The 24,047-nt window shown below is 64.9% G+C and carries 25 protein-coding genes and 2 pseudogenes; 15 read left to right on the top strand and 12 right to left on the bottom strand.

From position 1 onward, the window contains the following. Positions 1–28: 28 nt before the first annotated feature. Together AC3ANN_RS03255 and AC3ANN_RS03260 are read left to right on the top strand one after the other, a co-directional pair. A complete protein-coding gene (locus tag AC3ANN_RS03255; RefSeq protein ID WP_488339579.1) occupies positions 29–1,027 on the top strand; it encodes an alpha/beta hydrolase in 999 nt (332 codons plus the stop codon). A gap of 316 nt (positions 1,028–1,343) precedes the next feature. After that, complete coding sequence (locus AC3ANN_RS03260; RefSeq protein ID WP_488339580.1) at positions 1,344–1,886, top strand: hypothetical protein; 543 nt, start codon at positions 1,344–1,346, stop codon at positions 1,884–1,886. 742 nt (positions 1,887–2,628) lie between these two features. Here the strand turns inward: AC3ANN_RS03260 and AC3ANN_RS03265 are convergent. Next, entirely contained in the window at positions 2,629–3,093 is a 465-nt protein-coding gene (locus AC3ANN_RS03265) for a winged helix-turn-helix transcriptional regulator (RefSeq protein ID WP_488339581.1), read from the bottom strand. A gap of 137 nt (positions 3,094–3,230) precedes the next feature. On the opposite strand from AC3ANN_RS03265, the gene AC3ANN_RS03270 reads away from it, so the two are divergent. The 5 genes from AC3ANN_RS03270 to AC3ANN_RS03290 all read left to right on the top strand — a co-directional run bounded on the left by AC3ANN_RS03270 (position 3,231) and on the right by AC3ANN_RS03290 (position 7,325). After that, positions 3,231–4,106, top strand: coding sequence for a nitrilase family protein (locus AC3ANN_RS03270; protein WP_488339582.1), 876 nt, complete (start codon positions 3,231–3,233; stop codon positions 4,104–4,106). 16 nt (positions 4,107–4,122) lie between these two features. Further along, on the top strand, positions 4,123–5,274 hold the full coding sequence (locus AC3ANN_RS03275) for a hypothetical protein (RefSeq protein ID WP_488339583.1): 1,152 nt from the start codon (positions 4,123–4,125) through the stop codon (positions 5,272–5,274). Beyond that, positions 5,271–6,614: an amidase gene (locus AC3ANN_RS03280; RefSeq protein WP_488339584.1), complete on the top strand. Its 1,344-nt coding sequence runs from the start codon at positions 5,271–5,273 to the stop codon at positions 6,612–6,614. Before AC3ANN_RS03275 ends, AC3ANN_RS03280 begins: the two co-directional genes overlap by 4 nt. Positions 6,615–6,619: 5 nt before the next feature. Beyond that, positions 6,620–7,018 carry a tautomerase family protein gene (locus AC3ANN_RS03285; protein WP_488339585.1) on the top strand — a complete coding sequence of 133 codons (399 nt, stop codon included), beginning with the start codon at positions 6,620–6,622 and terminating at the stop codon, positions 7,016–7,018. A gap of 79 nt (positions 7,019–7,097) precedes the next feature. Next, positions 7,098–7,325: a hypothetical protein gene (locus AC3ANN_RS03290; protein ID WP_488339586.1), complete on the top strand. Its 228-nt coding sequence runs from the start codon at positions 7,098–7,100 to the stop codon at positions 7,323–7,325. A gap of 19 nt (positions 7,326–7,344) precedes the next feature. Here the strand turns inward: AC3ANN_RS03290 and AC3ANN_RS03295 are convergent. The 6 genes and pseudogenes from AC3ANN_RS03295 to AC3ANN_RS03320 form a co-directional block, all read right to left on the bottom strand. Then, positions 7,345–8,177 (bottom strand): annotated as a pseudogene (locus AC3ANN_RS03295) (IS5 family transposase). A gap of 382 nt (positions 8,178–8,559) precedes the next feature. Further along, entirely contained in the window at positions 8,560–9,987 is a 1,428-nt protein-coding gene (locus tag AC3ANN_RS03300; RefSeq protein WP_488339587.1) for an MFS transporter, read from the bottom strand. Positions 9,988–10,091: 104 nt separating this feature from the next. Beyond that, positions 10,092–10,544 carry an RrF2 family transcriptional regulator gene (locus AC3ANN_RS03305; protein WP_488339588.1) on the bottom strand — a complete coding sequence of 151 codons (453 nt, stop codon included), beginning with the start codon at positions 10,542–10,544 and terminating at the stop codon, positions 10,092–10,094. 446 nt (positions 10,545–10,990) lie between these two features. Next, positions 10,991–11,788, bottom strand: a complete 798-nt coding sequence (locus tag AC3ANN_RS03310) for a hypothetical protein (protein ID WP_488339589.1) — start codon at positions 11,786–11,788, stop codon at positions 10,991–10,993. A gap of 466 nt (positions 11,789–12,254) precedes the next feature. Then, positions 12,255–12,818, bottom strand: a complete 564-nt coding sequence (locus tag AC3ANN_RS03315) for a hypothetical protein (RefSeq protein WP_488339590.1) — start codon at positions 12,816–12,818, stop codon at positions 12,255–12,257. A 183-nt stretch (positions 12,819–13,001) separates the two neighbouring features. Then, positions 13,002–13,877, bottom strand: a complete 876-nt coding sequence (locus AC3ANN_RS03320) for an NAD(P)-dependent oxidoreductase (RefSeq protein WP_488339591.1) — start codon at positions 13,875–13,877, stop codon at positions 13,002–13,004. A 115-nt stretch (positions 13,878–13,992) separates the two neighbouring features. On the opposite strand from AC3ANN_RS03320, the gene AC3ANN_RS03325 reads away from it, so the two are divergent. Continuing rightward, positions 13,993–14,376: a winged helix-turn-helix transcriptional regulator gene (locus AC3ANN_RS03325; protein ID WP_488339592.1), complete on the top strand. Its 384-nt coding sequence runs from the start codon at positions 13,993–13,995 to the stop codon at positions 14,374–14,376. A gap of 245 nt (positions 14,377–14,621) precedes the next feature. Next, positions 14,622–15,122: an imine reductase family protein gene (locus AC3ANN_RS03330; RefSeq protein ID WP_488340901.1), complete on the top strand. Its 501-nt coding sequence runs from the start codon at positions 14,622–14,624 to the stop codon at positions 15,120–15,122. A 246-nt stretch (positions 15,123–15,368) separates the two neighbouring features. On the opposite strand, the gene AC3ANN_RS03335 is transcribed toward AC3ANN_RS03330, so the two are convergent. Further along, positions 15,369–15,998, bottom strand: a complete 630-nt coding sequence (locus AC3ANN_RS03335) for a flavodoxin family protein (protein ID WP_488339593.1) — start codon at positions 15,996–15,998, stop codon at positions 15,369–15,371. Between the two features lie 80 nt (positions 15,999–16,078). On the opposite strand from AC3ANN_RS03335, the gene AC3ANN_RS03340 reads away from it, so the two are divergent. Both AC3ANN_RS03340 and AC3ANN_RS03345 read left to right on the top strand, forming a co-directional pair. After that, positions 16,079–16,426: a winged helix-turn-helix transcriptional regulator gene (locus tag AC3ANN_RS03340; protein WP_488339594.1), complete on the top strand. Its 348-nt coding sequence runs from the start codon at positions 16,079–16,081 to the stop codon at positions 16,424–16,426. A gap of 714 nt (positions 16,427–17,140) precedes the next feature. Further along, positions 17,141–17,794: a phosphotransferase gene (locus AC3ANN_RS03345; RefSeq protein WP_488339595.1), complete on the top strand. Its 654-nt coding sequence runs from the start codon at positions 17,141–17,143 to the stop codon at positions 17,792–17,794. Positions 17,795–17,845: 51 nt separating this feature from the next. Here AC3ANN_RS03345 and AC3ANN_RS03350 read toward each other — a convergent pair whose 3' ends face one another. Next, positions 17,846–18,499 carry an SRPBCC family protein gene (locus AC3ANN_RS03350; RefSeq protein WP_488339596.1) on the bottom strand — a complete coding sequence of 218 codons (654 nt, stop codon included), beginning with the start codon at positions 18,497–18,499 and terminating at the stop codon, positions 17,846–17,848. A gap of 492 nt (positions 18,500–18,991) precedes the next feature. Then, positions 18,992–19,408: an ImmA/IrrE family metallo-endopeptidase gene (locus AC3ANN_RS03355; protein WP_488339597.1), complete on the bottom strand. Its 417-nt coding sequence runs from the start codon at positions 19,406–19,408 to the stop codon at positions 18,992–18,994. Between the two features lie 318 nt (positions 19,409–19,726). Here AC3ANN_RS03355 and AC3ANN_RS03360 point away from each other — a divergent pair, with 318 nt between their 5' ends. The 3 genes and pseudogenes from AC3ANN_RS03360 to AC3ANN_RS03370 form a co-directional block, all read left to right on the top strand. Further along, positions 19,727–20,326 (top strand): helix-turn-helix domain-containing protein, encoded by a 600-nt coding sequence (locus tag AC3ANN_RS03360; RefSeq protein WP_488339598.1) that lies wholly within the window; start codon positions 19,727–19,729, stop codon positions 20,324–20,326. Further along, positions 20,301–20,993, top strand: coding sequence for a site-specific integrase (locus AC3ANN_RS03365; protein WP_488339599.1), 693 nt, complete (start codon positions 20,301–20,303; stop codon positions 20,991–20,993). The genes AC3ANN_RS03360 and AC3ANN_RS03365 overlap by 26 nt, the downstream gene beginning before the upstream one ends. 13 nt (positions 20,994–21,006) lie before the next feature. Beyond that, a pseudogene (locus AC3ANN_RS03370) lies at positions 21,007–21,438 on the top strand (tyrosine-type recombinase/integrase); the annotation flags it as partial. Here AC3ANN_RS03370 and AC3ANN_RS03375 read toward each other — a convergent pair. Further along, positions 21,425–21,913: a YajQ family cyclic di-GMP-binding protein gene (locus tag AC3ANN_RS03375; protein ID WP_194410685.1), complete on the bottom strand. Its 489-nt coding sequence runs from the start codon at positions 21,911–21,913 to the stop codon at positions 21,425–21,427. The pseudogene AC3ANN_RS03370 and the gene AC3ANN_RS03375 overlap by 14 nt on opposite strands. Before the next feature lie 81 nt (positions 21,914–21,994). Next, positions 21,995–22,351: a hypothetical protein gene (locus AC3ANN_RS03380; protein ID WP_488339600.1), complete on the bottom strand. Its 357-nt coding sequence runs from the start codon at positions 22,349–22,351 to the stop codon at positions 21,995–21,997. A gap of 405 nt (positions 22,352–22,756) precedes the next feature. On the opposite strand from AC3ANN_RS03380, the gene AC3ANN_RS03385 reads away from it, so the two are divergent. Beyond that, positions 22,757–23,998, top strand: coding sequence for a sugar ABC transporter substrate-binding protein (locus AC3ANN_RS03385; protein ID WP_488339601.1), 1,242 nt, complete (start codon positions 22,757–22,759; stop codon positions 23,996–23,998). Positions 23,999–24,047: the final 49 nt, after the last annotated feature.

Below are 24,047 nucleotides of genomic sequence, written 5' to 3' on the forward strand. Positions count from 1 at the left end.
CTGGTCGAAGCGCCCCTAGGCTGAGGCCATGGCCGGGCAGCTCCGACAGTGGGTCCCCGACATCCTCGGGGCCCCGTTCGAGCAGCTGACGCTGCCGCTCGGTGTGGAGGACGACTCGGGACCGCTCGTCGCGACGCTGGTGCGCAGCATCCCGAACCCTCTCACGACGCTGTTCGCGCCGCTGCGCGACGTCGACGTGCTGGCCGTGCACGGCTGGTCTGATTACTTCTTCCAGCGCGAGGTCGCGCAGTTCTGGACGCGGCGTGGCGCGCGCTTCTACGCCCTCGACCTGCGCAGGTACGGGCGCAGCCTGCGCGACGGCGATGCGCCCGGCTACATCGACGAACTCGACGACTACGACGCCGACATCGAGGCGGCGCTCGAGGCGATGGGACAGACGGATGCCGGCACCCGGCGCCGCCTGGTGCTCCTCGGCCATTCGACCGGCGGCCTGACGCTCACGCTGTGGTCCGCCCGGCACCCGGGGCGCGCCGCCGCGCTCGTGCTCAACAGTCCGTGGCTCGAGCTGCAGCTGGGGGCGATCGGCCGTCAGGCCCTTGCGCCGCTCGTCGAGATGCGCGCGCGGCTCGACCCGCGCGGGTCGCAGCCCGCGGTCGACCTGGGCTTCTATACGCGCGCGCAGGCCGAGATCGGCAGTCTTCCGACGGGGGAGGAGCGGGCGGTGTGGCGGCCCGACCGCGGGTTCCCGACCGCCCCGGGATGGCTCGCAGCCGTGCTGGACGGTCATCGCCGGATCGCGCGGGGCGTCGAGGTCGCGTGCCCGGCCCTCGTGCTGCTGTCGGCCGAGTCGACGCCGCCGCTCGCGTGGCGGGACTCGATGACCTCGACCGACACCGTGCTGTGGGTCGACGACATCGCTCGGGCATCCACCCGCATCGGCGATCTCGTGACCATCTCGCGCATCGAGGGCGCCATCCACGACGTGTTCCTGTCCCGGCCCGAGCCCCGCGCGGCAGCGTTCGCGGCGCTGGACGGGTGGCTGCGGGGTTATGTCGCCAAGGGCTGACGGATGTCCCCCGAAGAGGGGACAGCGATGGTTCTACCAATCGGGTTATGCTTCTACACGAGGCGTCCCCAGCGCCTCAGGGAAGGCCCTCCCCAAGATCCTTCCCAATCACGTCGTCTGGTGCCGTTCGCCGGGGGGTGGATGAGCGATTTATCGACGACGACAGGCCCCGGGTGTCCCCAGCACCCGGGGCCTTTGCCTTCCACGGCCGCGTCCACACGTATCACTGCGCCCCGCCCCGGCTCAGGATCAGTGAGCGCCGAGAGCCGTCCTCACTCGGATGGACCGCTCGTCCCGGTGCGGAACGGGAGCAGTCATGACCACCATCGCTCGAACGGCGACGAAGACCTGGACCGGTGCGCAGTCCGCATCGACCGTCCTCATCTCGGTTCCCAGACAGCTGTGGTCGGGTCGCGCGTCGCTCGTCGCGCTGCGCGGAAGCGGATGGGCGCGCGTGCTCGACGGCCGATCGGCCGAGTTCTGGACACGCCCCGCCGAGTTCGCCGACCACCCCACGATGCGGGCGTTCACCGACATGCTCGTCGTCCAGTTCATGTCGGAGGACGATGCGGTCGGGTCGGCGCTGGGCGTCTTCGAATCCCAAGGCGATGTGATGTCGCCGTATCGCCCGGGCATCGCCGAAGTCCTTCGCGCGGCGACGGAATCCGCGTGGATCGGCCGTGGCGGTCCCGGCGAGGGCGTCGTCCACCGTCACGTCGTGATGGAGGGAGCGGAGCCGCCGACCGAGGAGGAGCTCGACCGCTACCTCGACCGCGTCACCGAGGGCCGAGGCGGCGTCGAGCGGCTCTCGCTCGACCCCGATGCCGTCGCACGGCGGGAGCAGTCACGCCGGCAGTGATCCTCGAGCGCGTCAGCGGTAGTTGACGGACGGCATTGAGCGGATTGAGTAGAGTGGGGCGTGGCGGTGATTCGCGGAATTACGCGGATCTCGGGTTGGCTGTGGATGCTCGCGAGAGTCCTGGAATGGGGATTCTGCGGACTTTCTGCGGACTGGACGCGACCTCGCCGGCGCGAGCGACAGCCCAGCCCTAGGCGGTTGCCTCGATTCCGTCCATTGCGTTCATTCCGTTCATTCCGGTCCACGTGCATTCCGGTGAACGTGGACTCCGGTCACGCGCATTCCGGTCAACGCGCCCGGCTTGTCATGCTTCTCCGGGGTGCACGCTCGCTGTTGCACACGTCAATGCGACGCGGCTTGTTCCCTCGGCAAGGCGCGAGCACTGTGTGGACCGTCGAGGCGGGCACCCCAGACTCGCGCCGCTCGACTCCAAGCCCAACCACTTCTTCCACCGCGATGCACGACGTGCGCACCAGCGTCACCAGCGACCCATTCGGGCGAAAATCCGGGCGAGAGGTACAACTTCGATTCTCTTCCTCAGCCGACACGACGTAACGCCGCACTCAGCGCTCGGCGGTGCGCCACGACACCGGATAGTGGTCGGCAGCCACTGGGATATCCAACAGCCATGAGACCGCTTGCGCGAGATACTGTCGTGGCCAGGGCGTCAATGCAGACTCACGCACAAATGAGAACACGCGTGGCGTGCTGGCATCCGGCCCAGTGGCGTTCCGCGCAGTTGCTACGGTCCGACCGGCTGGCTGACCTTCCGCACTCGGGTTCCCTCGGCCGTGACGGGCTTACCCTGTTCGTCAAGCACAGTCAGCTTCCGCAGTGGCCGATCGTGCAGGTTGTCGAGCAGCACGGAATGCGGCTCCTCCGGCTCGAAAAGGTTACCTTCGCCCCATTGCCGTAGAGCAACGAGCACGGTGAAGAGCTCGGCTCCGCGCGGCGTGATCGCGTACTCGTGGTACTGCGTGCCATCCGACGCAGGACGCACCTCGAGAACGCCGTTGTCAACTAGCAGCCTCAGCCGGTCGGCAAGGGTGCTCTTCGGCACCCCGAGGTTTCGCTGAAGCCCTCGAAATCGCGTGATGCCGTCGAAGATGTCGCGAACGATGAGCAGCGTCCACCGGTCACCAAGGATGTCGACCGATCGCGCGACTGGGCATTGCGCCGCGGCCAGAGCACTACGGCTTGAGGTCATCGAACCATTCCAATCATTGAGGTGGTTGCGATTTTAGACCAGTTCACCTACTCTGATCCATGCGGTTCAAAAGTTGGACCGGTATGCCAGGAGCGGAGACAATGATGTCGAATTCTGTCGGACCCGAGGACGACCGGGTGAGCCCCGTTCGAGTCGCTGTGGTGCAGTTCGAACCACGAGTCGGCGTCGAGAACCTCGGCGCCAACGCCGCGGCGGTGGAGGAAAGGATCACCGCAGCCGCGGACAACGGAGCGGACCTGATCGTCCTTCCCGAGCTGGCGACCACCGGCTACGTGTTCCTCAACCGAGCGGAAGCTTTCGCGCACGCTGAGACGGTTCCGGACGGCCCCACCGTCGACATGCTCGAGCGCCTGGCGCGCGCGCGAGGTCTCTACCTCGTTGCGTGCGTAGTCGAGCGCGACGGCGATCGTCTGTTCGACACGGCCGTACTGGTGGGGCCTGAGGGGTACATCGGTCGATACCGGAAGACGCACCTCTGGAACACCGAGAAATTGTGGTTCACACCCGGCGACGAGGGTTACGTCGTCTTCGACACGCCGATCGGGCGAATCGGTCTTCTCGTGTGCTGGGACATCTGGTTCCCCGAGACGGCCCGGATCGTGTCGCAGATGGGCGCCGACATCATCTGCATCCCGACGGGCTGGGTGTGGACACCGCCGCCGCTCTACGATGCCAGCGGCGTCTGCATGGCTGCCCACCTGACGATCACCGCCGCACACGCGAACAACGTCTTCATCGCCACCGCAGACCGCATCGGTGAAGAGCGCGGCGCAGGCTTCATGGGCAACTCGCTGATCGCGAGTACGACCGGTTGGCCCATCGATCGAATCGCCGGCCCAGATGAGGACACGATCATCTACGCCGATGTCGATCTGACCGCGGCTCGCACCGCGCCGATCTGGAATCAGCTGAACGATCTGCATCGCGACCGCCGCACCGATCTCTATGACCAGATGCTCGGCTACCGCGGCGCCTCCCCACTCCCGCGGTGATCTCATGAGCTCCCCCGTGAGCGCTCCTCGACGGAGCGCCGTAAGCCCCGCGGAGATCACGACATTCATCACGGCAGCGGTGGTGCTGGTCACCGCGACGATCTGGACCATGTCGACGCCGATGTGGCAGGGCGACTTCCGCGATGTACGCGGGTTCGTTGCCTGGACGCTGCAATCCGTTGCAGAACCACAGTTCTACGTCGCCGGCGCAGCCGGCACGGGTCTGGTTCTCGGTGGGTGGTTCGCGCACCTTGCCCACAAGGGCGTCCGCCCGTGGCGAGGGTTCCTACAGGCATGTGGCACTGGCATCTGGCCGTCAGTCGCCGGCGTCTCCCTGCTGAGCCTGGCGCTGAGCAATGTTCTCTTCGGATGGACGCTTTCCGGCGGTATGTGGCAACCCCTTTTCGTGTCGCTCGCTTCCGTGGCCCCCGCCATCACCGTCCTCTACGGACCAGGCTGGAAGACATCCGCCACGGCGGTCGTTCTCGGCACGGTGTTGGCGCCGCCGATCGCGTTGGCGCTGGTCAACCTGATGTGCCGGCCTCTCGGATTGCCGCTTGTGATCGGCGTCACGGGGGGTATGGCGATATCAGCTGTACCCGCCTTCCTCCTGTGTCGCGTCTTGCCGTGGCTTCCCGCACCGTGGGCATGGATGCCGACGCCACGAGAGGCCGACGGCGACCGCAGGTCTCGGCGCGGACTGCTGTGGGTCGTGCGGCGCGCCCTGGCCGACTTCTCGGAGGCGCAGTTTTTCGGGAACGAGTGGGCGAGCCTGGCGGTCATAGCGGGCGCCGTTGCGGCGTACCTCATTGCGCCGGCGACGCTCTCGTACGGGTCGGGTCTCTTTCCGGTGATTCTCGCCGCCCAGACGCTCACGGCGGTTGCCGCTGTCATGATCTGGCGCTCACGTTGGGAAAGGGGTTTCTATCCGACCTTCGTCCCGATCGTGTCCACGACCCCGGCCGCGGTCCTCGCGTTCGACGGCGCGTGGATACCAATTCTCGTCGTCGTCGTGCTGGGCGTCCTGATAGCTCCGCCGCTCGCAGCGTGGATCTCTGGACGTCTGCCTGCTGATTTCCATCCCTTCATCGGCAACGTCGCGTCGATGGCCTTCTCGACCCTCGTCCTGGTGCCTCCGGTAGGCCTGATCCTGGGCGGCATCGCATGATCGACACCAGCCTCGAGACCGCTGAAGCCATGTCACGTGCGCTCAGAGCCGGCGACATCACCGCGGCCGCCCTGCTGTCACGTTCCCTGGAACGCATCCGAAAGAACAACGGGCGACTGAACGCGTTCGTGTTGGTCGACACTGCCGGAGCCACCACCGCTGCGCTGGAAGCGGATGCGGAGCTCGCGGCCGGCGTAGACCGTGGCCCGCTCCATGGCGTACCCATCGCTGTCAAGGACATCTTCGACGTTCGAGGATTGCCCACCGGATGCGGTACCGCCGCCGACTTCGGCATTCCTCGTGCTCATGCGGATGCCGATGTCGTCAAGGCACTGCGAGAAGCCGGCGCGGTGATCGTCGGGAAGACGACGATGCACGAGTTCGCCTACGGAGCAACCGGCGACCGCTCCGCGCAGGGCCCGTCCCGCAACCCGGTCGATCCGGCCCGCATGTCCGGCGGAAGCAGCGGTGGCAGCGCCGTCGCCGTCGCGTCGGGAATGGTTCCACTGGCGCTGGGTACCGACACCGCGGGCTCGGTGCGCGTGCCGGCGGCGTTGTGCGGGGTGGTCGGCCTTAAGCCCACCTTGGACGAGCTCTCCACCGACGGCGTCTTTCCGCTCGCTCCATCGCTCGATCACGTCGGCCTGTTCGCACGCACGCCACGGGACGCAAGAGCGCTCTACCGGGCACTGCGACCTCGCGTCGACGAATCCGCTGCACCGGCGTCCGCGAACGGCGTTGCTTGGGTCTCGCCGGAAGTATTCGTCCGAACAGATCCTCGGGTGACGGCCACTGCCTACAACGCGGTCGCAGGCTCGGGTCTGCACATTCGGGAATGCGACGCGCTCGACGGACTTCAGCTGAGAAGCGAGCTCTTCGCCCTCTTCTCCACCATCCAGAGCCACGAGGCATACCGCGTACACGCGAATCATCTGGAGACCGACGCACACCTCATCGACGCCGAGGTCCTTGCTCGCCTTCGAGCAGGCGAGCAAGTGAGCGCGGCGGCGTACGATTCCGCAATCGCAGGGCGTGCCCGCTTCTGCGACCTCGTTGACCGTCTTCTCGGCGAGGCAGACGTGATCGCCCTGCCCACCGTGCCGGTCGCAGCGCCGCTGATCGGCGAGCGAGCGCTGCAGGTCGCTGGCGAAGCGTTGGAAGTCCGAGCCACTCTTCTCGCTCTCACCAGCCCCTGGAATCTCGCAGGAGTGCCGGCACTCTCCGTTCCCGCCGGCACGGTCGACGACCTCCCAGTCGGAGTGCAACTCGTCACCCGTCCTGGGAAGGAAGATCTGCTGTTCGATGTCGCGCGGGCAATCACCGCGCCAACAGAAGGGTGAAGAACATGCCATCCATTCAGGTCGACCTACCGCTGACGGCTACTGTCAGCGAGAAGCAGGAGCTAGCACGCCGATTCGGGCGGATCTACGCTGACATCATGCAGGTGAACGCGGATCTGCTCACCGTGTCCGTGCACGATGTCGGAGAGGGCGGCGTTTGGCGATGCCACCAAGAGACAGACCCCACCCCGTCGGCACTCATCATGTGCGATATTCGACAAGGCCGTTCGGTGGAAACGCGGGCGACATTGGCTGCAGCCCTCATCACAACATGTGCCGAGCTGTTTCCGCTCGACGACACCTGGCTGAAGGTTGAATTCACCCAGCACACCGGCGACGAGATGTACCACCCGCACCTTGGTGGCTTCAACAAGGACTGGAGTGGAGACGAACGGGATGGCTAACCGTTGTCGCAATGACATGCCCGGGGAGCTAGGACGTGTCTCCCAAAGACAGACGCAGCCGCATCGGTAACCTGGAGGTATGGCGAAGAAGATCGGACTCGCGCTCAGCGGCATCCTCCTGATTGGGCTCTTCCTTGCCTGGATGCTGTTCAAGGGGACCAGCGCGATTCAAGCGTGGATCGATCCGAACCCGCTGCTCGGCTTTGTTGCCTGGGGAATCGCATGGCTCTGCGTCCTTGGCGGAGCCGCTCTCCTCGCGCGAGTTGTGTTCCGTCGGGAGCCTGATCCGGCTGACGAGATTGATTAGCCGGTGAGGGCGGGGCTCGTCACATGAATGCCTTCAGCCAGACGGTGATCGCCCGCAACACGACACCGCCACGATAAGTGAGCGAGAGCTTGTCATAGCGGGTTGCGTTCCGCGCCACTGCTTGATTTCGTTGAAGCTTCGCGCGACGACGTCGCGGCCCTTGTAATCGTCTTGGTCGTAGCTGACAGGTCGGCCGACTCTCGCGCCGCGACGCTTACGGTGCCCCCGCTGATCTGCGGGTTCCGGGATGACCGCGACGATTCCGCGGATACGAAGATGTTGACGGATTACGCGAGAAGAACACGCCTTGTCGCCTCGCACCCGGTCGGGTCGTGAGCGGGGCCTCCCAGGGCCGCGCCGTGCGACACGCAGATGCCCCATCAAGATGGGGAACATGGGAGAGTCGCCCGCCTGCCCGGCTCCGACTAGGACCACGAGCGGCCAACCCCGGCCGTCTACAAGTTCATGGATCTTTGTGCTCAGCCCGCCACGGGAGCGTCCGACCCCGTGATCAGACGGTTCCTCGCGCAGATTCTTGTAACTCGATAGTGCCCCCTATGTCGCGCGGAAGGTTCGTCGCGTGCTGATGAGCGCGGTTGACCGTCGAATCGACGCTGACAGCCCAGTCGATCTCGGACACGAGTCCGCTTCAGAGAGCAACTCGGCATGAATCCGGTCCCACGTGCCGTCACCGGAGTAGCGGCGGTGTCGCTTCCACAATGTCTGCCACGGCCCGAATGCGCTCGGCACGTCCCGCCAGGGCGCCCCGACTCGATACCGCCAGATAATCCCTTCGATCACCTGGCGATCATCTCGAAACGGCCGTCCCCGACGCCCCGCCGAAGAGGGCAGTAACGGCCGAACTCAACCCCACTGGGCGTCCGTCAATACCGCTTCGCGAGCCACTCGCAAATCATCCCGCTGCGCCGGCCCACATGAAGGAGACACGCCCTAGACGGTATGTAGTGGCCGGCTCTGTTGAGGGGGTCCCGGGATTGGGCCTCACACAAAGCTCGTGGATTACCGGGCGGAGGTGGTCTGCCCGGTCAGTTCAAAGGCGATGCGAGCTGACGACCATGTGCGCGCGCGGCGGAGCTCCTCGACCTTGGCCACGATCTCCCGGGAGCTGCGGTCGGCAGCGTATCTCTGCCGCGACGTGGCTGATCGGGCGGGTTCTGCAGCGCTCAACGAAGGCGTCGAAGACCTTCGACAGAGCGTGGCGCGTTCGAGTGAGTCATGACGCGCCGTCGCTTGCCTGGTTGACGGCTTTGCGGAGTTGAGCGGCTGTCAGGAGGGCAAGTCCAGTGACAGCCGTAAGTGCGAGGAAAGCGACAGAGAACGCAGCGGCCGCGCCGATGTGGGAGAGACTGAGCGCCTCGTGGCCGGCGGCTTGAAGGGCCGAGAGCAGGGCGCCGAACACTACTGGGCCCGTGCCCGCGCCGAGGAACTGCGCGCCCTGGAAGATGCCGACGCCGACGCCGATCTGGTCGGATGGCAGGAGCTGGCTGGCTGCGCTGGTGGTGGCTGTGACGACGAGGGCGAAGCCAGCACCGAGCACAAGGACCGCGAGCCCCGCCACCCACGGTGACATCCCAGCGGTCGCCGACAACAGGAGGGCCGCCGCAGCGATGAGTGTGAGACCAGCAAGACTGATGCTGCCCGCGTTCACGCCGCGCTGTACGAGTCGCCCGGCCAGCGGTGCGGTCACCGCGAGGGCCAGCCCACCGGGGATCATCACCAGGCTGCCTTCGCCGGGGGTCAGGCCGTTGACCTCGATCACCAGAATCGGGACCAGTACCAGGATGGCGAGGTTGACCGTCATGGCGAGGAATATCCCCGCGACCGCGGCCACGTAACCTCGATTACCGAACAGCGCGGGCGGGACGAATGGATACGCCGTCGCACCAGTGCGCCATCCGAACAGGACCGCGGCGATCAGCCCGGCCAGCATGCCTCCCCATGAGGCCGGAGAACCGAAGCCCGACGTTATCGACTGAGTGAACCCGAACAGCACCAAGCCTGCGGCCGCCCCGAGCAACAGGCCGCCGAGTAGATCGAACGGGCGCCGGTTGTCGGGGGCGTGGCCCGGGATGACTCGCCGGATCGCCGGGATTAGGACGAGAGCGGCGGCGGTCATTAGCCAGAACAGCGAAGGCCAGCCCAGCATCTGGCCGAAGACGCCGCCCACCACTGGACCGGCCGCAGCGCCGACGCCACCGGCCGCACCGAGAAAACCGATCGCGACAGGAGCCCTATCCCCGGGGGCGAGGCTTGCGGCGGCGACGATCGCGAGCACCGGGATGGCTGCCCCTCCCGCGCCCATCAGCATCCGCCCCGCGACCAGTACAACGATGTTCGGGGCCAACGCACTCAGCAGGCTTCCGGCGGCGAACATCGCCAGCGCGATGGTGAAGAGCTTCCGGGTGCTGAAGCGGTCGGCGAACCGGCCATAGATCGGGATTCCGACCGAGCAGACCAGCAGAAAGCCGGTCACGACCCATGCCACTTGCGCCGTCGAGGCGGTGAACTGTTCGGCGATGAGTGGGAGGACGAGGGAGACCATGTCGGCCGCGATTGGGACCAGCAGCATGGCCGGAACCAACACCGCAAGCAGCTGCGGAAAGGAAACCGTGCTCGTCTCCGGTGCCGGTGAGTCGTTCATCAATAGGCCTCCAATCGTCGAAACAATGGCAACTGTGACTGCGCTGGTGACAGTTAATACCGCGCAGATCGTCGACCCGGCACTGAACCCGGGCCCGGGCTGGGCTACGTGGCGGTATCCGCGCCGGAAGGCTCGCGTTGATGGATCCGGTGCAGGATTGCGGCGATGCTCGTCGCGGCCAACCGAGCCTCCATCGCCTGCTGGGCGGCGAAGAACTCGTCCTCCAGCAGGGGTTGCATGTGTCGCCCGATCACGCAGTTTTGGTTGGGTGGATGGGCGTGGGTGGGCAGCACGGTGGGGTCGTCCTCGACGGCGGCGTAGACATCGAGGAGGGTGATCTCCTCGGCGGGCCTGGCGAGCTGCCATCCCCCGCCGCTGCCCTCCAGAGCGGTCACCAAACCTCTATCCCGCAGCAGACCGAGGACGCGCCGGACCAGGACTGGGTTGCTCTCCAGGCTTTCTGCGATCTTCGCCGAGGACTGCACGCCACCGGCCTCCCAGTAGGCGAGGAAGGTGAGGGCGTGCACACCGACCGCGGCGCGGGTGCTGACTGCCATCAAAACCTCCGCAACCCCGCGTAAGGAACGCCGATCATTCTTGAACCCCGATCATCGAGAACCCCCCGGCGCTGCGTTGCCCAATGTCTCATGGGTGAGATCCAAGAGTCGACGTGTGCCCTTAGCCTCACACCGGCCTAGCGTAAGGACCCGACCACCCGCGCGCAGACACGAGACCGCCAACGCTCGGCCGATCCCGTCAGTGCCACCCTTGACCACGGTGTTTCGCACATTTACGCCTTTCGGTGACCGCGATCAACAACTGCAACAATAGTAGTTGCAGTTTCCGAACCACGCAAACGAGGTGAGCGCGTCACTAACGTACTGACCCGCAACATCTAGGCCTCGAGCATCGCCAGATCTGACTCTCTAGCCAGGGCGGAGTGCTTCCGTTCTTCGCAAGCCGGACTCGAGTGCCCCGGGCCTGCGGCAAATATTTGATCAGGTCAGTGGAGTTGGCGATGAATCTTCGATGACTCTGTTGAGCTCGCTGGGGAGGCGTCCGAAGGTGCATCCAGCCGACCTCGGCTGCGGTTCAGGGCGGAGAGGCCGAGCCATGTTGCTGCGGGTGTGGCGAGAAGCGTCACGGCAACCAGTGTGATGTTGATGGTCGCGTCCTGGGCCAGGAGAAGCAACGTCGGACCCTGCACTGCCGCCGTGGAGCAGCCGATCCATCCCAGAACCCATCGCACGCGCGGCCGCGAGGCCTCCGTTTTGAGGAGCGCAGCGCAGCCCATGACGCTGAGAAGTGCGACGACGACCAGCACGGTACGTTGCGCAAGGGAATCCCACCCGGCGAGGCCGCGTGAGGATGGACCCAACGCCCAGACCAGCACCAACGCTGAGAATGAGCCGATTGCAGCGGCCGGGAGAGCGCGCCCCAATACTGGCTGCGGTGGTCGCGGGGCGGCAGCCAAGAGTGCCCGCCAGCGACGGTGGGCATAGTCGGCGAACAACAGCGCAAGCGCGAGGCCGTAAATTGCAAAGCCGCCGTACACAACAGCGAAGACGGCCGGCATCAGGTCGCCCTCCCCTCCAGAGGTCACCAAACCTGTGACAACGGCCTGCAACAGCAGTCCCATCGGAAGGCCGAGCGCAATAGGCGCAAGGGCTCCGGTTGCCGCGGCCGCCGGTAGGACCAGGAACCACCATGGCAGACGCTCGCCCCAGCGCTGAGCAAGGGCCAGCACAAGGATGACGCCAACACCGGCAAGACCGACGGTGACGATATTGCCGATCTCCATCCGAGCATCCTGCATGTGGGAGGTGTTTGCACCCGGAACCATCCCGATGTCCGAACCGCTGAGCCAGAGAACCTTTAGCCCTACGTAGGGGAGGAGGCTGAGTGCCGCTATCACCATGACGATCCGGCGAATAGCCGGCGACAGCATTCCATGTTGTTTAGGTCGACGCCTAGTCACGTCTTGTCATCCTTCGGTTCCGCCCGAGACGTTCATCTGCGTGCCCTCTAGTATGCGATGGCAACCCCTCGCTATTCGTCCATTTCGATCCTCGGTGTCTCCGCGCATCGGACCGGTTGCCGCTTCGGCAAGCGGATCGACCGCGCACGGTACGCTCATCACGAGTCCCTATTCGATCCCTTCTTGCTTGCCAGCGCGCCGCGACCGGTGGTCTACCGGTCGTTTTGGATGGCAGGCCGCAACGGCTGTCCCAGCACTCCATCCTTCGGGCAGCGGTCGCCGGGCAGTCCTATTGGCCGTGAGGGACGGCAATCTTGGGCAGTTCGGGGAACATGATTCGGGCGTGGTCGATGATGCACTTCTCGGCTTCAGCGCGTTGCCGACCCCCGTCTTTGAGGGGTTCTCCGACGAAGTCGGCAACGTCCTCCGCTTCAGCCGAGATGCTGTAACCCTTTCTCTCCATGCAGTTGGCAACTACGTCCGCGAGGTCGGGGTCCATCCAAGTACTTTTCAGCGAAGCCGCCACTACCACCGGAGCCCATTGACCGTCACATGCGTCGAGTTGATGTGCGGTCTTGCCTGCCGCAGTTCGAGCTTCTTCCGGGTAGGCCCACTCGAGGGTGAGATTGTCGACCGGACTCAGGACCGGCGCGGGAAGGGTGATTCCGGCTGCCGAGTAGCACTCCTGATAGCGGCGTGACGCTTCGTAGTACTCGATCACTGTCAACTCACCGTCAGAAAGTGCAGCAGCGTTCTCTTCCGAGCCCGCCGCCCTTGCCGCGTCCGCTGCCGACCGGACATCCGCACTCAGGTCAGCTTGCTGGCCAGCTGAGCAGCCGAGGAAGAGCAGCATGCCAACACTAAGGATGCCTAAAGGCACGACAGCGCGAAATCTCATGTTCCCAAGTCTCTCCACGTGTGTGCCGCCCTATGCGCGACGAGGTGCAGACCAGACCGGATCCCTCTGCGCCGCGGCAGGCGCGGGCTCGGTACGGATCCGGAGCCCTCGACCAGCGCGGCGACGCCCAAACCACGCTCAGGGCAGCGGGCGCAGCTGCTCGATGATCCGGTTGAAGTCTTCACCGCCGTGACCCGCGTCGATCTCGCGGCGCACGAGAGCGGCGACCATGTCGATCGGGACGGCGTCGACGTTAAGCTCGCGACTCGCTCGAGCGATGGTCCCGAGGGCAGTGCGAGTCCAATCGAGGGTCTGCAGAGGAGTCTCGTATGTGCGGCCGTCGACTGTGATTGCGGTAGCGGGGAAGGATGCGGTCATTGCGGAAAGAAAGGGAGCGGCGCGTTTGGCGAACTCGGCAGCCGTGATGCCCGCGGACTGGACCATCGCCGCCCCGTGGAGAAAGCCGGCGAACAAGGGATACATTCCAGCGAGAATCGCGAGATCAAACAGCGACGCCAGACCCGCGTCCTCCCCGTCATATGTGCTCGTCGCCCAAAGGTCCAAAGTCGGGCGGTGCTCGTCAAATACGGCCTGCGATCCGCTATAGAGAATGTGGCTGCCCGGTCCGCCGATCATCGGTGGTGTCGCCATAATGGCCCCATCGAGATATGCAATGCCGTGCCGCCCGGCCCACCCCGCTAGCTCCCGAGCCTCATCTGGCGTCGTTGTTGTGAGGTTGACGACGGTCCTTCCGCTCAGGCGTTCGACCAACGGATCGAGTGTTTGGTGCACCGATGCGAAATCGAAGAGGCAAACGAAGACCGGGCCGCCGGCGCCTACCGCTTCGCCTACGGTCACGGCTTCAGATGCCCCCCGCTCCACGAGGCGGTCTGCGCGCCCTGGTGTTCGGTTCCAAACCGTTACAGTTTTGCCCGCATCCAGTGCAGTCGAGGCGAGGGCGTGCCCCATCGCGCCAAGTCCGAGCAAGCTGCCAATGTGCGGAGTAGATGCCATATTCACGTTCCTTGAGCTGTAACGGGTGATGGATCCATGTTGTACATGGCCATCGAAACTCGGAAGTACCCACTATTTTCTGCGCTACGTACCTTTTGGTAAGTAGGGTGGAGGGATGAAGGAGTCTCCGCGCACCGGCCCATATATCTGCGGTATCGACGCCGCGATGGATGTGATTGGCGGCAAGTGGAAGGGGTTGATCCTCTGGGAGCTCGACGCTCATGGCACGCGGCGCTTCGCCGAATTGAGGCGAGGCCTGCCGGGGGTGAGCGAGAAGATGCTGACACAGCACCTCCGCGAGATGGAGAGCGACGGACTGCTTATCCGCACCGTGTTCGCGGAAGTACCGCCACGTGTGGAATACCGCCTCACCGACCACGGCCGAACCCTCAACCAGGCGTTGCAACCGCTCGGCCAGTGGGGGATTGGCCGGATTGCACGAGAACGCTCCGAGCTCATCGAACACGCTGAAGCCCTCAGCCTCCCGCGCCCGCGCTGACACACCTCAGCAGTGCGCGTTCACGGACATCTGAGAGATGCTTGCCTCACCGCATTGCTCAGAGTGCACGGCAGCACCGTGCCAGCCTGGCGTGAGTAGCCGGGCTATGAGAAAGACCGCTCGTGATGATCGACGCCAGATCCTGATCAGCGTCGAGCGCAGTGCCGGAGGCGAGCAGCCTGTGAATGACCAGCGCCTCGCAACTGCGTAGCGCGTCGGCACACGCCTGCTGGATTCCGGACTCAATGCCACCGGCCGCGATCCGGCGTTGGCCAGCCGGCCGCGCCAGCTTTCTACAGCGTCCTCGCGAAGTACGTGAGAAGCACCTTCCGATACTTGAGGTGGTGACCGGGCGAAAGGAGTATCGCGGAGGGGATCCAGGCTTTGCGGCCATCTCCTACCAGATCGGCATGGTGATGTTCTGGACCTCGATACTGAGCTACTGGCAGGCAATCGCACTCGCCCGGGCGAACGGCCTCACGGGGGCCGACATCCTTCCGCGCGCGACCGGTACCGTGAATTCCCTTCCTGGCCTCTTGGTGTTCTATCCCAAACGAATTGACCGCGGCGAGCACTCCGGGGACGTGGACCGCCTGCCTATGGGGTGGCCACCGTCAGCATGTCCTGCACAACAAACGTTGATGCGGGCGTCAGCACGCTCCTCCCGGCAACGGTCGGTGACCTCCTCCAACGCGGAATGGATGCCGGCCGCGGGTGCGACAGCTCCTCCACCTCTGTCGGGCTGATCGACACGCCGGCCGACAGGTACAGGTTGAGCCCTGGAAGTAGTGGACAAACCCTGGCAGAGCGAGAGCCGTGGCTTGCCACTTGACACGACCGCTGCTCTCTTTGCAGGCTCGGACTTCGTTCGGCGATGGTTGGACATCGTCGCCGCACGCCTCGGGTCACAAACGATCGTGCAGATCGTCAGAGGTTCCAACCGCCGCGAACCTGGCGCGACTGGGCTCACTAGGACGGTCAGTGCCCCGAGCTCACCACACAGCGCCGGAACGTGGGGATGCAACGGTGTAGTCGCTGACGTGCCTGGTGAATATCTCGGTCCCAAGGCGGCGAGCGGCACCAAGTGGGTCCGTGGGGTCGTTCACGATCTCGCCGCGCCGGTTACCAACGCCGTGGACGACGTCGACGAAGTCTTGTTGCAGATAGCGTGACATCTCCTGAAGCTGTGTCTTCACGCCAGCCAGTAGTCCTGGATAGCGCTCCTCACTCGAGATTAGAAGCGCTGACCGTTGGCCCTTGAGAGCTTCGATCACCTCAGTTGACCGCGGATACCCCGCGCTCACATAGCAGACCAAACGGTCGAAAAAGTTCTTGAGGCTGGCGGCGACGCCGTAGAAGTAGAGGGGGGTTACATAGACAACGGCGTCGGCGGGAAGAAGGGCTTCGTGAATCACCTTCTCGTACAAATCCTCGATTGTGCATAGCCCGTCCGAGCCGCGGCAGGCGCGGCAGTCTCGTAAGAATCCGCCCGCGGTGGTCCCGTTCAGATCGACCATCTCCACACGGTGCCCTTTGCTCAGCGCGCCCTCCCGAAACGACACAGCGAGCTTCATCGAGTTTCCATCGGGGCGGGGGCTTGCTGCCAGCATCGCGATCTTCACAAGTCTATGCTTTCCGAGATTTGACGAGCTCGGAAGTACGGTCATCCGGGGCACATACTGGCCTTATGTATAGTGCCTGTATGAGCACGACGCCCGAGATTTGTACGGTTGAGGTCGCCGTCGCGATCGTAGGCGGTAAGTGGAAGCTCGCAGCAGTGAAGGTCCTTCTTGAAGGCACTCACCGATTCAACGAACTGCATCGCAGACTGCCTGGCGTCACTCCACGCATGCTCGCTCGCCAGCTTCGAGAGCTGGAAAGTGACGGACTCATCCATCGCGAGGTGTACGCGGAAGTGCCACCCCGCGTGGAGTACTCGCTCACGCCACTGGGAGTCTCGCTCCGCGAGATCGTGCATCTCATGGAGGGCTGGGGCCATCTCTTCAACTCCGCACGTCGGGGAAGCGCAGCGCCGCGGACTCTTGATTGATTGAGCGCTGACAAACGCGCTTCATCGCGCGATCTAGGTGCCCATCAGCCTGCTGCGCGCGCAGCGGATCGTCGTACGAGGGTTGATTGCTCCATGGCGTAGCCCCGATGCAAGAGAGCGACGACTCTGCGTTCGTCCCAGAGTCCGATCGGCAATCCGGTCGACACGGATCTCGGGGCTCCATGAATACACCACCGCACCGGGCGACTTCCTCGCTCAGATCCGGCGCTGATGGACCGAGTGATTTGCTGAACCCGTGAGCGGTCAGCTGCGGCCTTAGATTTGCATGGTGACGCCCGCGAGGACGTTAGCATCCGGCCAGATCACCAACTCGACATCCCAGGGCGCCCCCATCCTCATCGAGCATCTGAACGGATACGACGCTCGGCTGGCTGTCCTCACCCCTACCAAGAGAGCCTCACGCCAAAGCCTCATCGAGGCGTCCACGGAAGGCACGGAAGAGCAGCGCGACGTAGGGCGTACGCTGGATCTCGCTAGAGAGGCATGGGGTTTATGGCGATTAGCAAATACGGCGACGGCGAGGTTCTAGTTGGCGGCGCAGCGAACGCTGGACGGATATTCCGGCACGGTGATACAGTCCGCCGACCACTGCCTCCAAATGCAGCGACATTGCATGCGCTGCTACGCCACCTCCGGGCAACCTCGACGGTTGAAGCGCCGCTGCCCAGGGGCATTGAGGGAGATCGAGAAATCGTGGAGTTCGTTCACGGCGATGTGGCGCTCGCCCCTTTCCCTGCGTGGGCGAACACTGACAAGGCGCTCGTAACGGTGGCGGTTCTGCTGCGCCAACTCCACGATGCCACCGCTTCATGGACTCCCCCCAAGAACGCAACCTGGTCCACGGCGTTCGCCGACCCTGAAGGCGGCACCATCATCTGCCACAACGACGTATGTGTTGAAAACGTCGTGTTCCGTGACGGCGCGGCGGCAGCGCTCATTGACTTCGACTTCGCCGCCCCCGGTCGGCGGATTTGGGATGTGGTGATGGCGGCGCGGTACTGGATTCCGCTCACCGCCCCGGACATGCGGGCGGCTGTTGACCGCGGCATCCAGGACCCAATCGCCCGTCTGCGCACCTTCATCGACGCATACAACCTCGAAGACGCCGAACGGCCGAGCATCGTAGAAGTGCTCCTTCAAGCAGAAGACGTCGCTCGGCGCTACGTCGAAAAACAGGCATCAAAAGGAGAGCCGGGCTTCGTTGCGGTGTGGGATGAGGATGCCCGCGTACGCTTCGACCGCAAGCTCGCGTGGATCGACCGAAACGCTACGGTGATCACCGAGGCGATGGTTCCACCAACAACCTCGACGACTAGTGAAACGTCGCGGCCCGAATCTGGTGTTTGAGCGGCTCTAGAAGCTCCGGAGACGCGCGCTGGAAAGAGCGCCTTCGAAGGGCTAGCTGCGGAGCGCTCGGGAGATGTTGTCAGCCTTGCCGCGGAGATAAGCCCGAGCCACTACCGGGAAGAGGAGCTTCCTACCCGACCGTAAGAACCAGTACGTGAGGGGCTTTGAGGCCGGCGGCGTCGCGTTGCGCACGAATGTGAGATTGACGTCGGTACCGGCCGTCTTTGGCGAGAGAGTAACCCGAAGGCTCGGAGTCGCTGGCATTCCTGTGCCCGTGAACGAACGTTCCCACTGGATGAGGTGGGGCGGCTCAAACCGGCTGACAATGTACTCCGCGATCATGAGGCGCGATTTGACGTTTCTCGGCTTCCCGGCCAAGTCCCGCGTTCGTGCGTATGCCCGAGTCACACCAGAGTCGGTGATCTCGGCTCGTTCGAATTCGAAGGAGTTCCATTCCACCCATCGGTCCGGGTCTGAGACGAGCGCCCATACCTGGTCGAGCGGGGAGGCGACAAAGCGACGGTAATCAGGCGGTCGCTCGTTCTGCGCGGGATCTTCGATTGGGTTGCCAACGACCGACGCAAGCGAGTAGGGGCTGACGGCGAGTTCCCTCAGGACTTCTCGAATGTGCCCCGAGGGTTCGCCGACCAGCGCCTCGAGGAGTGCAACGTCCTGCTCAGGACGGTTGGCAGCATCCTCAAGCATTTTGCGCACTCCGTCTCGGTACACGAGCCCACCACGGGGGGATTGCGCTCTCAGCCGCCCGACTCGATGAAGGGCCACGTCGCGATATCGGCAATTTGACGCCGCGAGCGATGTCGACCGACGACGCACCCGCGAACAAGCGGGTTTCCCGCAATGCACGCAGGCACCAACAGCAATTGTTAGTGGCGAATGACTATCGATGACAGTAGCCTCATGACATGAGAGGTGGGCTCGAACGGTGGAAGCGGGGGAGTGACTCCCGCGGTGTTCGGCAAGCCATCGGCTACGCCCTTGGTGGTACTTGCGATGCTCACCTTCAGCCCGCGGAAGGGGTGGGAGCGCTTGGCGCGTACAGCGAGACCGATCAACACGCGACGGCCGCGAGGTTCGTCGTAGAAGACGGCGAGATCCGTTCTGACGAGTTGTCGGCGGGTGGGCTTCGGCTCTGGCTGACCGGTCATGACCCGCAAACTGGGGCGGAGCGGGGTGTGGTCAGGTACCGCGATACTTCTTTGTCGCGCGTGCGGCGACCACGCGTGGACCTTTCATCTGCATCTGCGCGAACTGCTCGCTGACGCCGTAGGCGTGCGCGATCTGGGCGTTGGTCCACTTCGCGTATGCGGCCTTGAAAGCCGCGGCATCAGGGACCAGCAGCTCACCGGTCATAAAGGTCGCCTCCTTCTCCTTCGTCGGGTCGAAGAGCCGCGCGTGGTCGCCACCCATCAGAGTCGCATCGATTGCGTGCTCCAGCAGGTGATGCCCGAGCTCGTGGGCGACGCTGGCCCGACGGCGCACGTTGGTGTGGGCATCGTTGTCGATGATGATGCTTCGCTGCGAGCTCCGCTTAGCAACCGCGCTCTGCCGCGACTGCGCCACCGGCGTCCGCTTGTTGTGCTGATTGTCGGGCAAAGCTCGAAACCGGCTGTGGAGGTGCGACGTTGTGCCGCGCTCAGCCCTGCGAGTCTGCGAACGCGTCCGCGATGAACTTCTCGACATCCGACTCTCGCCAGCACCGACTGCCGGCGATCATGGCTGACTTCGGCGCCGAGCCTGTGTGCAGCATCCACCTCAACTGCGCAGGAGTGCGTCGGAGGCGCTCGGCTACTTCGTCCAGGAACAGAATGCGATCCATGTCTCACCCGCCTTGCTAGTTGAAGTCAACTGGACAGCTTAGTGAACAACATTCTCTAGTCGCTGACAATAGCGATGCGTAGTAGCATCCGAATCATGGCGACAGACGAACAGATCGGCGCGAACCTCATCCGCATCAGAAACGGCATGAGCCAGAAGGGTCTCGCCGACGCCATGCGGGCACGCGGCTTCAAGTGGTCACAGGCGACGGTGTGGGCGGTCGAGAAGGGCGAGCGACCCCTGCGCCTCACCGAAGCGGAAGGCCTCGGTGCAGTGCTGGCTATCAATCCTGATCTCCTCCTCGCGACCTCGGAGGAGTTGGACCTCCACGCCGACGTCGTCGACTTCGCCAACCTCCTCGACGAGATCGCCGAACTCGTCGATGTGGCGTTCAATGCTCAGCTGAGGCTCGCCCGTGCCATCGACGACCGACCGGAGTCCGAACGACCGAAAGACTCACTCACGATCGTCACCCGAAGCGCAATCGACGCAGCGTTGGACGGGCTCGCCCGCGCGGAGGCGAACCACCGCGGCATCAGTGAGGCAGGAGGCTGGTTGACCAGAACCCACGCCGCCTCCACCGTCCACACCGACGCCTTCCTTGCGCGCATACGCGAGGAGCTGGAGGCGGCCAAGCGCGCCCGAGGTGACCGAGCCGAAGGACAAGACGATGGCGTCGATCAAGCAGAGAGCTGACGGCGTCTGGCGAGCCCGCTATCGCGACGACGCCGGGCGCGAACACGCGCGCCACTTCACCCTCAAACGCGACGCTCAGCGGTGGCTCGACGAGATCGCTGCGGCCGTCGTCACCGGGCAGTACGTCGATCCCAAAGCGGGGCGCATCACCTGGGACGAATGGACCACGCGATGGATGGAGCGACAGTCCTGGGCGATGGGAACTCATGAGGCCGCTGCCGTAGCTGTTCAGAGCGTCCCATGGCGCGACAGCCCCATCGCCAGCGTCGAGTCGTCGCAGGTCCAAGCTTGGGTGGCCGCCGAGTCGAAGCGCGGGCTTGCGGCATCGACCATCAAGACGCGCCTCAACTACGTGCAGATGTCATTTCGCGCCGCTGTCGCCGACAAGGTCATCGCCTCCAGCCCAGCCGTCGGCATCAAAGCACCGCGGGGTCGAAAGGCCGAAGCCGCCATGCGGATCATGTCGGCGGAGGAGGTCAACGCCGCGCTGGAAGCGGCCGGCGACTTTCGCGGCTTCGTCGAGGTTTGCGTCTTCGCAGGCCTCCGCCTGGGCGAAGCCGCGGGGCTGCAGCTTCGTGACGTGAACTTCCTCGGACGGTCCATCACCGTGGCCCGTCAGGTGCAGGGCGCCACGAACAAGAGCGCTCAGATCGTGCCGCCCAAGTAACGAGTCGGAGCGCACTGTCTACGTCCCCGACGAGCTCATGGCATCACTTGCCGCGCACATCCGACGCCAGAGCATCACCGCCCACGATGAGCAGCCTTTCGTCACCCCGCTCGGCCGGCTCTGGCACCGGAACAACGCGGCGGAGGAGTGGCGCCGAATTCGCGAGACCGCCGAGCTCTCCGACGAGGTCACCCTCCACACCCTCCGGCACACGTTCGCATCGAATTTGATCGCGCGGGAATGCGACGTCGTGACCGTGCAACGCGCCCTGGGCCACTCCACTCCGTCCATCACGCTGAACGTCTACAGCCACCTCTGGCCGTCCGCCGAGGACAAGACCAGGTCTGCAATCGCGTCCTTCATGACGGAAACCCGCAATTCTGCGGACTCTGTGCGGACTGAATCAAAAAACCCCAGGTCAGAGGCTGGCGTCAGCGGTAGTTGACGAACTGCAAGTCGACGTCGAGGTCGGCGGCCTTCAGCAGGCGCTGCACCTCCTGGAGGTCGTCGCGGGACTTCGACTGCACGCGCAGCTCGTCGCCCTGGATCTGCGACTTCACCGACTTCGGGCCCTCGTCGCGGATGATCTTCGAGATCTTCTTCGCGTTCTCGGACGAGATGCCGTCCTTGATCGTCGACGTGATCCGGTACTCCTTGCCGCTGGCGACGGGCTCGCCGGACTCCAGGCTCTTCAGCGAGATGCCGCGCTTGATGAGCTTGGACTGGAACACGTCGAGCACGGCCTTCGCGCGCTCCTCCGAGTTGGCCTTGATGAGCACGGCCTCGCCGCTCCACTCGATCGAGGCGCCGGTGCCCTTGAAGTCGTAGCGCTGCTCGACCTCCTTGCGGGCCTGGTTGAGCGCGTTGTCGGCCTCCTGGTGGTCGACCTTGCTGACGATGTCGAAGGAGGAATCTGCCATGCGCGGCAGTCTATCCGCGTGCCACGCCAGATGCGGGGGACGGATGCCGCGGCTGCGGTCGTCGCCAGAACTCTCGACTGCCTACTTGTCGGCGGGGAACACCCAGGTGTGAACGGCTGGGTCGTAATGCTCGGCGCCCTTGGGCAACACGGCCCCGGGTTCGCCGAACCAAGCGCGGTAGTCGTTCGGGCAGCCCTCGGTGCCGCTACACATGAATCCTTCCGGGTAGACGATCCAGACCGTGCCGTCGCGCGCCCACTCGGGAAGCTCGGTCAACGGCGTCTCAGTCACGTTGCCCGAAGTGGGCGTCGGCACGGGGTCGGCCACAGGTGCTGGCGAGGACTCGCTGAGCTTGGAGGGAGACACGCACGCCGCGAGTGCCGCGACCGCGAGCGCGAGGCCCGCCAGTGCCGCGGTCGTCCTCGGGGCGAGATTCATGTTGGTCAGCTTGGCATGGCGCGCTGGTCCTACTCCAGTCGGCTCAGTCGTGACGTACGTGCGCCGGCTACTGGGTGAGGTCGCCGACGAGACCCCGGCAGATCCCGCTCTCGGACGCGAGATCGTGGTCCCTGATCGGTTCTGATCGTGGCGAGGTTCACGCTGGACAGTTTCGCATCGCCGCAGCCGCCGCGAGACGCGACGTGCACCGTGCAAGCGGTTCCACGACGAGGGTTAGATCACGGCCGCGTATCGAAATGTGGCGCCGTGTTGCCAGATGAGCTGGCCTGGGTCACAATGTAAGCGCTTGCAGTTTCACTGCGAGCCGAAGAACGACCTTCAACGGTGCGCTGCGCCGGCCAAGGTCGGTCGGATTCCATCAGCACTTCAGAGAGGCACACACCGATGAAGGTGAACAAGAAGGGCGTGCTGGCGATCAGCGCGCTCATCGCGGGCGGCGCGCTCGTGCTCTCCGGCTGCGCAGGCGGCGGCGGAGACAACGGCGACAACGGCGGCGACGACAACTCGACCCCCATCACCGTCTGGGTCGACATCGAGCGCAAGCCTGCGCTCGAGGAGGTCGCGGCTTCCTTCACCGAGGAGACCGGCGTCGAGGTGAAGCTCGTCACGAAAGACTTCGGCACCGTCGACCAGGACTTCATCAGCCAGGTCCCGACCGGCAAGGGCCCCGACATCATCGTCAGCCCTCACGACAAGCTCGGCGCGTACGTGTCGGCCGGCGTCGTGGCCCCGCTCGAGCTGGGCGACGTGGCCGACGGGTTCGCCGAGGCGGCCCTGCAGGCGATGACGTACGACGGCGACGTGTACGGCGTGCCGTACTCGATCGAGAACGTGGCGCTCGTGCGCAACGTCGACCTCGTGGCCGAGCCCGTCGCGACCTTCGACGAGGTCATCGCGAACGGTCGCGCCGCGGGCACGGAGTACCCCTTCCTCGTGGGTCTGTCGCCCGAGCAGGGTGACCCGTACCACCTGTACCCGCTTCAGACGTCGTTCGGCTCGCAGGTCTTCGCGCAGAACGCCGACGGCTCGTACGATCCGTCGCAGCTCGTGCTCGGTGACGCCGCGGGCGTCGAGTTCGCCACCGCGCTCAAGCAGTGGGGCGCCGAGGGCATCCTCAACGCCAACATCGACGGAGACAAGGCGCGCGAGTTCTTCGTCGCCGGCCAGTCGCCGTACTACCTCACCGGTCCGTGGAACATCCCCGCGATCGCCGAGGCCGGCATCAACTACGCCATCGACCCGCTTCCCAGCGCCGGTGGCGAGGAGGCCCGCCCGTTCGTCGGCGTCAACGGCTTCTTCCTCTCGAGCAAGTCGACCAACGCGCTGGCCGCGACCGACTTCATCGTCAACTACCTCAGCACCGAGGACGCTCAGATGAGCCTCTTCGAGGTCGGCGGACGCCCGCCGGCACTGCTCGCGGCGTACGAGACGGCTGCGGCGGAGGACCCCGACGTCGAGGCCTTCGGCAAGATCGGTCAGACCGGTGCGCCGATGCCGGCGATCCCGGAGATGGGCGCCGTGTGGTCCGACTGGGGCAACGCCGAGCTCCAGCTCATCAAGGGCGAGGGTGACCCGCAGCAGGTCTGGGAGACCGCTGCGACCAACATCCAGTCGAAGATCGGCTGACAGCCGATCCGACGGGCGGGTGGAGCCCATGCGGCTCCACCCGCCTCTT

The organism is Microbacterium sp. STRO-2N (genome assembly GCF_057747775.1).

What these genes read in the sequence shown, in the direction of transcription:
- AC3ANN_RS03255 (WP_488339579.1), top strand. Translation starts at nt 29, where the DNA reads ATGGCCGGGCAGCTCCGACAGTGGGTCCCCGACATCCTCGGGGCCCCG.
- AC3ANN_RS03260 (WP_488339580.1), top strand. Translation starts at nt 1,344, where the DNA reads ATGACCACCATCGCTCGAACGGCGACGAAGACCTGGACCGGTGCGCAG.
- AC3ANN_RS03265 (WP_488339581.1), bottom strand. Translation starts at nt 3,093, where the DNA reads ATGACCTCAAGCCGTAGTGCTCTGGCCGCGGCGCAATGCCCAGTCGCG.
- AC3ANN_RS03280 (WP_488339584.1), top strand. Translation starts at nt 5,271, where the DNA reads ATGATCGACACCAGCCTCGAGACCGCTGAAGCCATGTCACGTGCGCTC.
- AC3ANN_RS03285 (WP_488339585.1), top strand. Translation starts at nt 6,620, where the DNA reads ATGCCATCCATTCAGGTCGACCTACCGCTGACGGCTACTGTCAGCGAG.
- AC3ANN_RS03290 (WP_488339586.1), top strand. Translation starts at nt 7,098, where the DNA reads ATGGCGAAGAAGATCGGACTCGCGCTCAGCGGCATCCTCCTGATTGGG.
- AC3ANN_RS03300 (WP_488339587.1), bottom strand. Translation starts at nt 9,987, where the DNA reads ATGAACGACTCACCGGCACCGGAGACGAGCACGGTTTCCTTTCCGCAG.
- AC3ANN_RS03305 (WP_488339588.1), bottom strand. Translation starts at nt 10,544, where the DNA reads ATGGCAGTCAGCACCCGCGCCGCGGTCGGTGTGCACGCCCTCACCTTC.
- AC3ANN_RS03310 (WP_488339589.1), bottom strand. Translation starts at nt 11,788, where the DNA reads ATGGAGATCGGCAATATCGTCACCGTCGGTCTTGCCGGTGTTGGCGTC.
- AC3ANN_RS03315 (WP_488339590.1), bottom strand. Translation starts at nt 12,818, where the DNA reads ATGCTGCTCTTCCTCGGCTGCTCAGCTGGCCAGCAAGCTGACCTGAGT.
- AC3ANN_RS03320 (WP_488339591.1), bottom strand. Translation starts at nt 13,877, where the DNA reads ATGGCATCTACTCCGCACATTGGCAGCTTGCTCGGACTTGGCGCGATG.
- AC3ANN_RS03325 (WP_488339592.1), top strand. Translation starts at nt 13,993, where the DNA reads ATGAAGGAGTCTCCGCGCACCGGCCCATATATCTGCGGTATCGACGCC.
- AC3ANN_RS03330 (WP_488340901.1), top strand. Translation starts at nt 14,622, where the DNA reads ATGCCACCGGCCGCGATCCGGCGTTGGCCAGCCGGCCGCGCCAGCTTT.
- AC3ANN_RS03340 (WP_488339594.1), top strand. Translation starts at nt 16,079, where the DNA reads ATGAGCACGACGCCCGAGATTTGTACGGTTGAGGTCGCCGTCGCGATC.
- AC3ANN_RS03350 (WP_488339596.1), bottom strand. Translation starts at nt 18,499, where the DNA reads ATGCTTGAGGATGCTGCCAACCGTCCTGAGCAGGACGTTGCACTCCTC.
- AC3ANN_RS03360 (WP_488339598.1), top strand. Translation starts at nt 19,727, where the DNA reads ATGGCGACAGACGAACAGATCGGCGCGAACCTCATCCGCATCAGAAAC.
- AC3ANN_RS03365 (WP_488339599.1), top strand. Translation starts at nt 20,301, where the DNA reads ATGGCGTCGATCAAGCAGAGAGCTGACGGCGTCTGGCGAGCCCGCTAT.
- AC3ANN_RS03375 (WP_194410685.1), bottom strand. Translation starts at nt 21,913, where the DNA reads ATGGCAGATTCCTCCTTCGACATCGTCAGCAAGGTCGACCACCAGGAG.
- AC3ANN_RS03380 (WP_488339600.1), bottom strand. Translation starts at nt 22,351, where the DNA reads ATGAATCTCGCCCCGAGGACGACCGCGGCACTGGCGGGCCTCGCGCTC.
- AC3ANN_RS03385 (WP_488339601.1), top strand. Translation starts at nt 22,757, where the DNA reads ATGAAGGTGAACAAGAAGGGCGTGCTGGCGATCAGCGCGCTCATCGCG.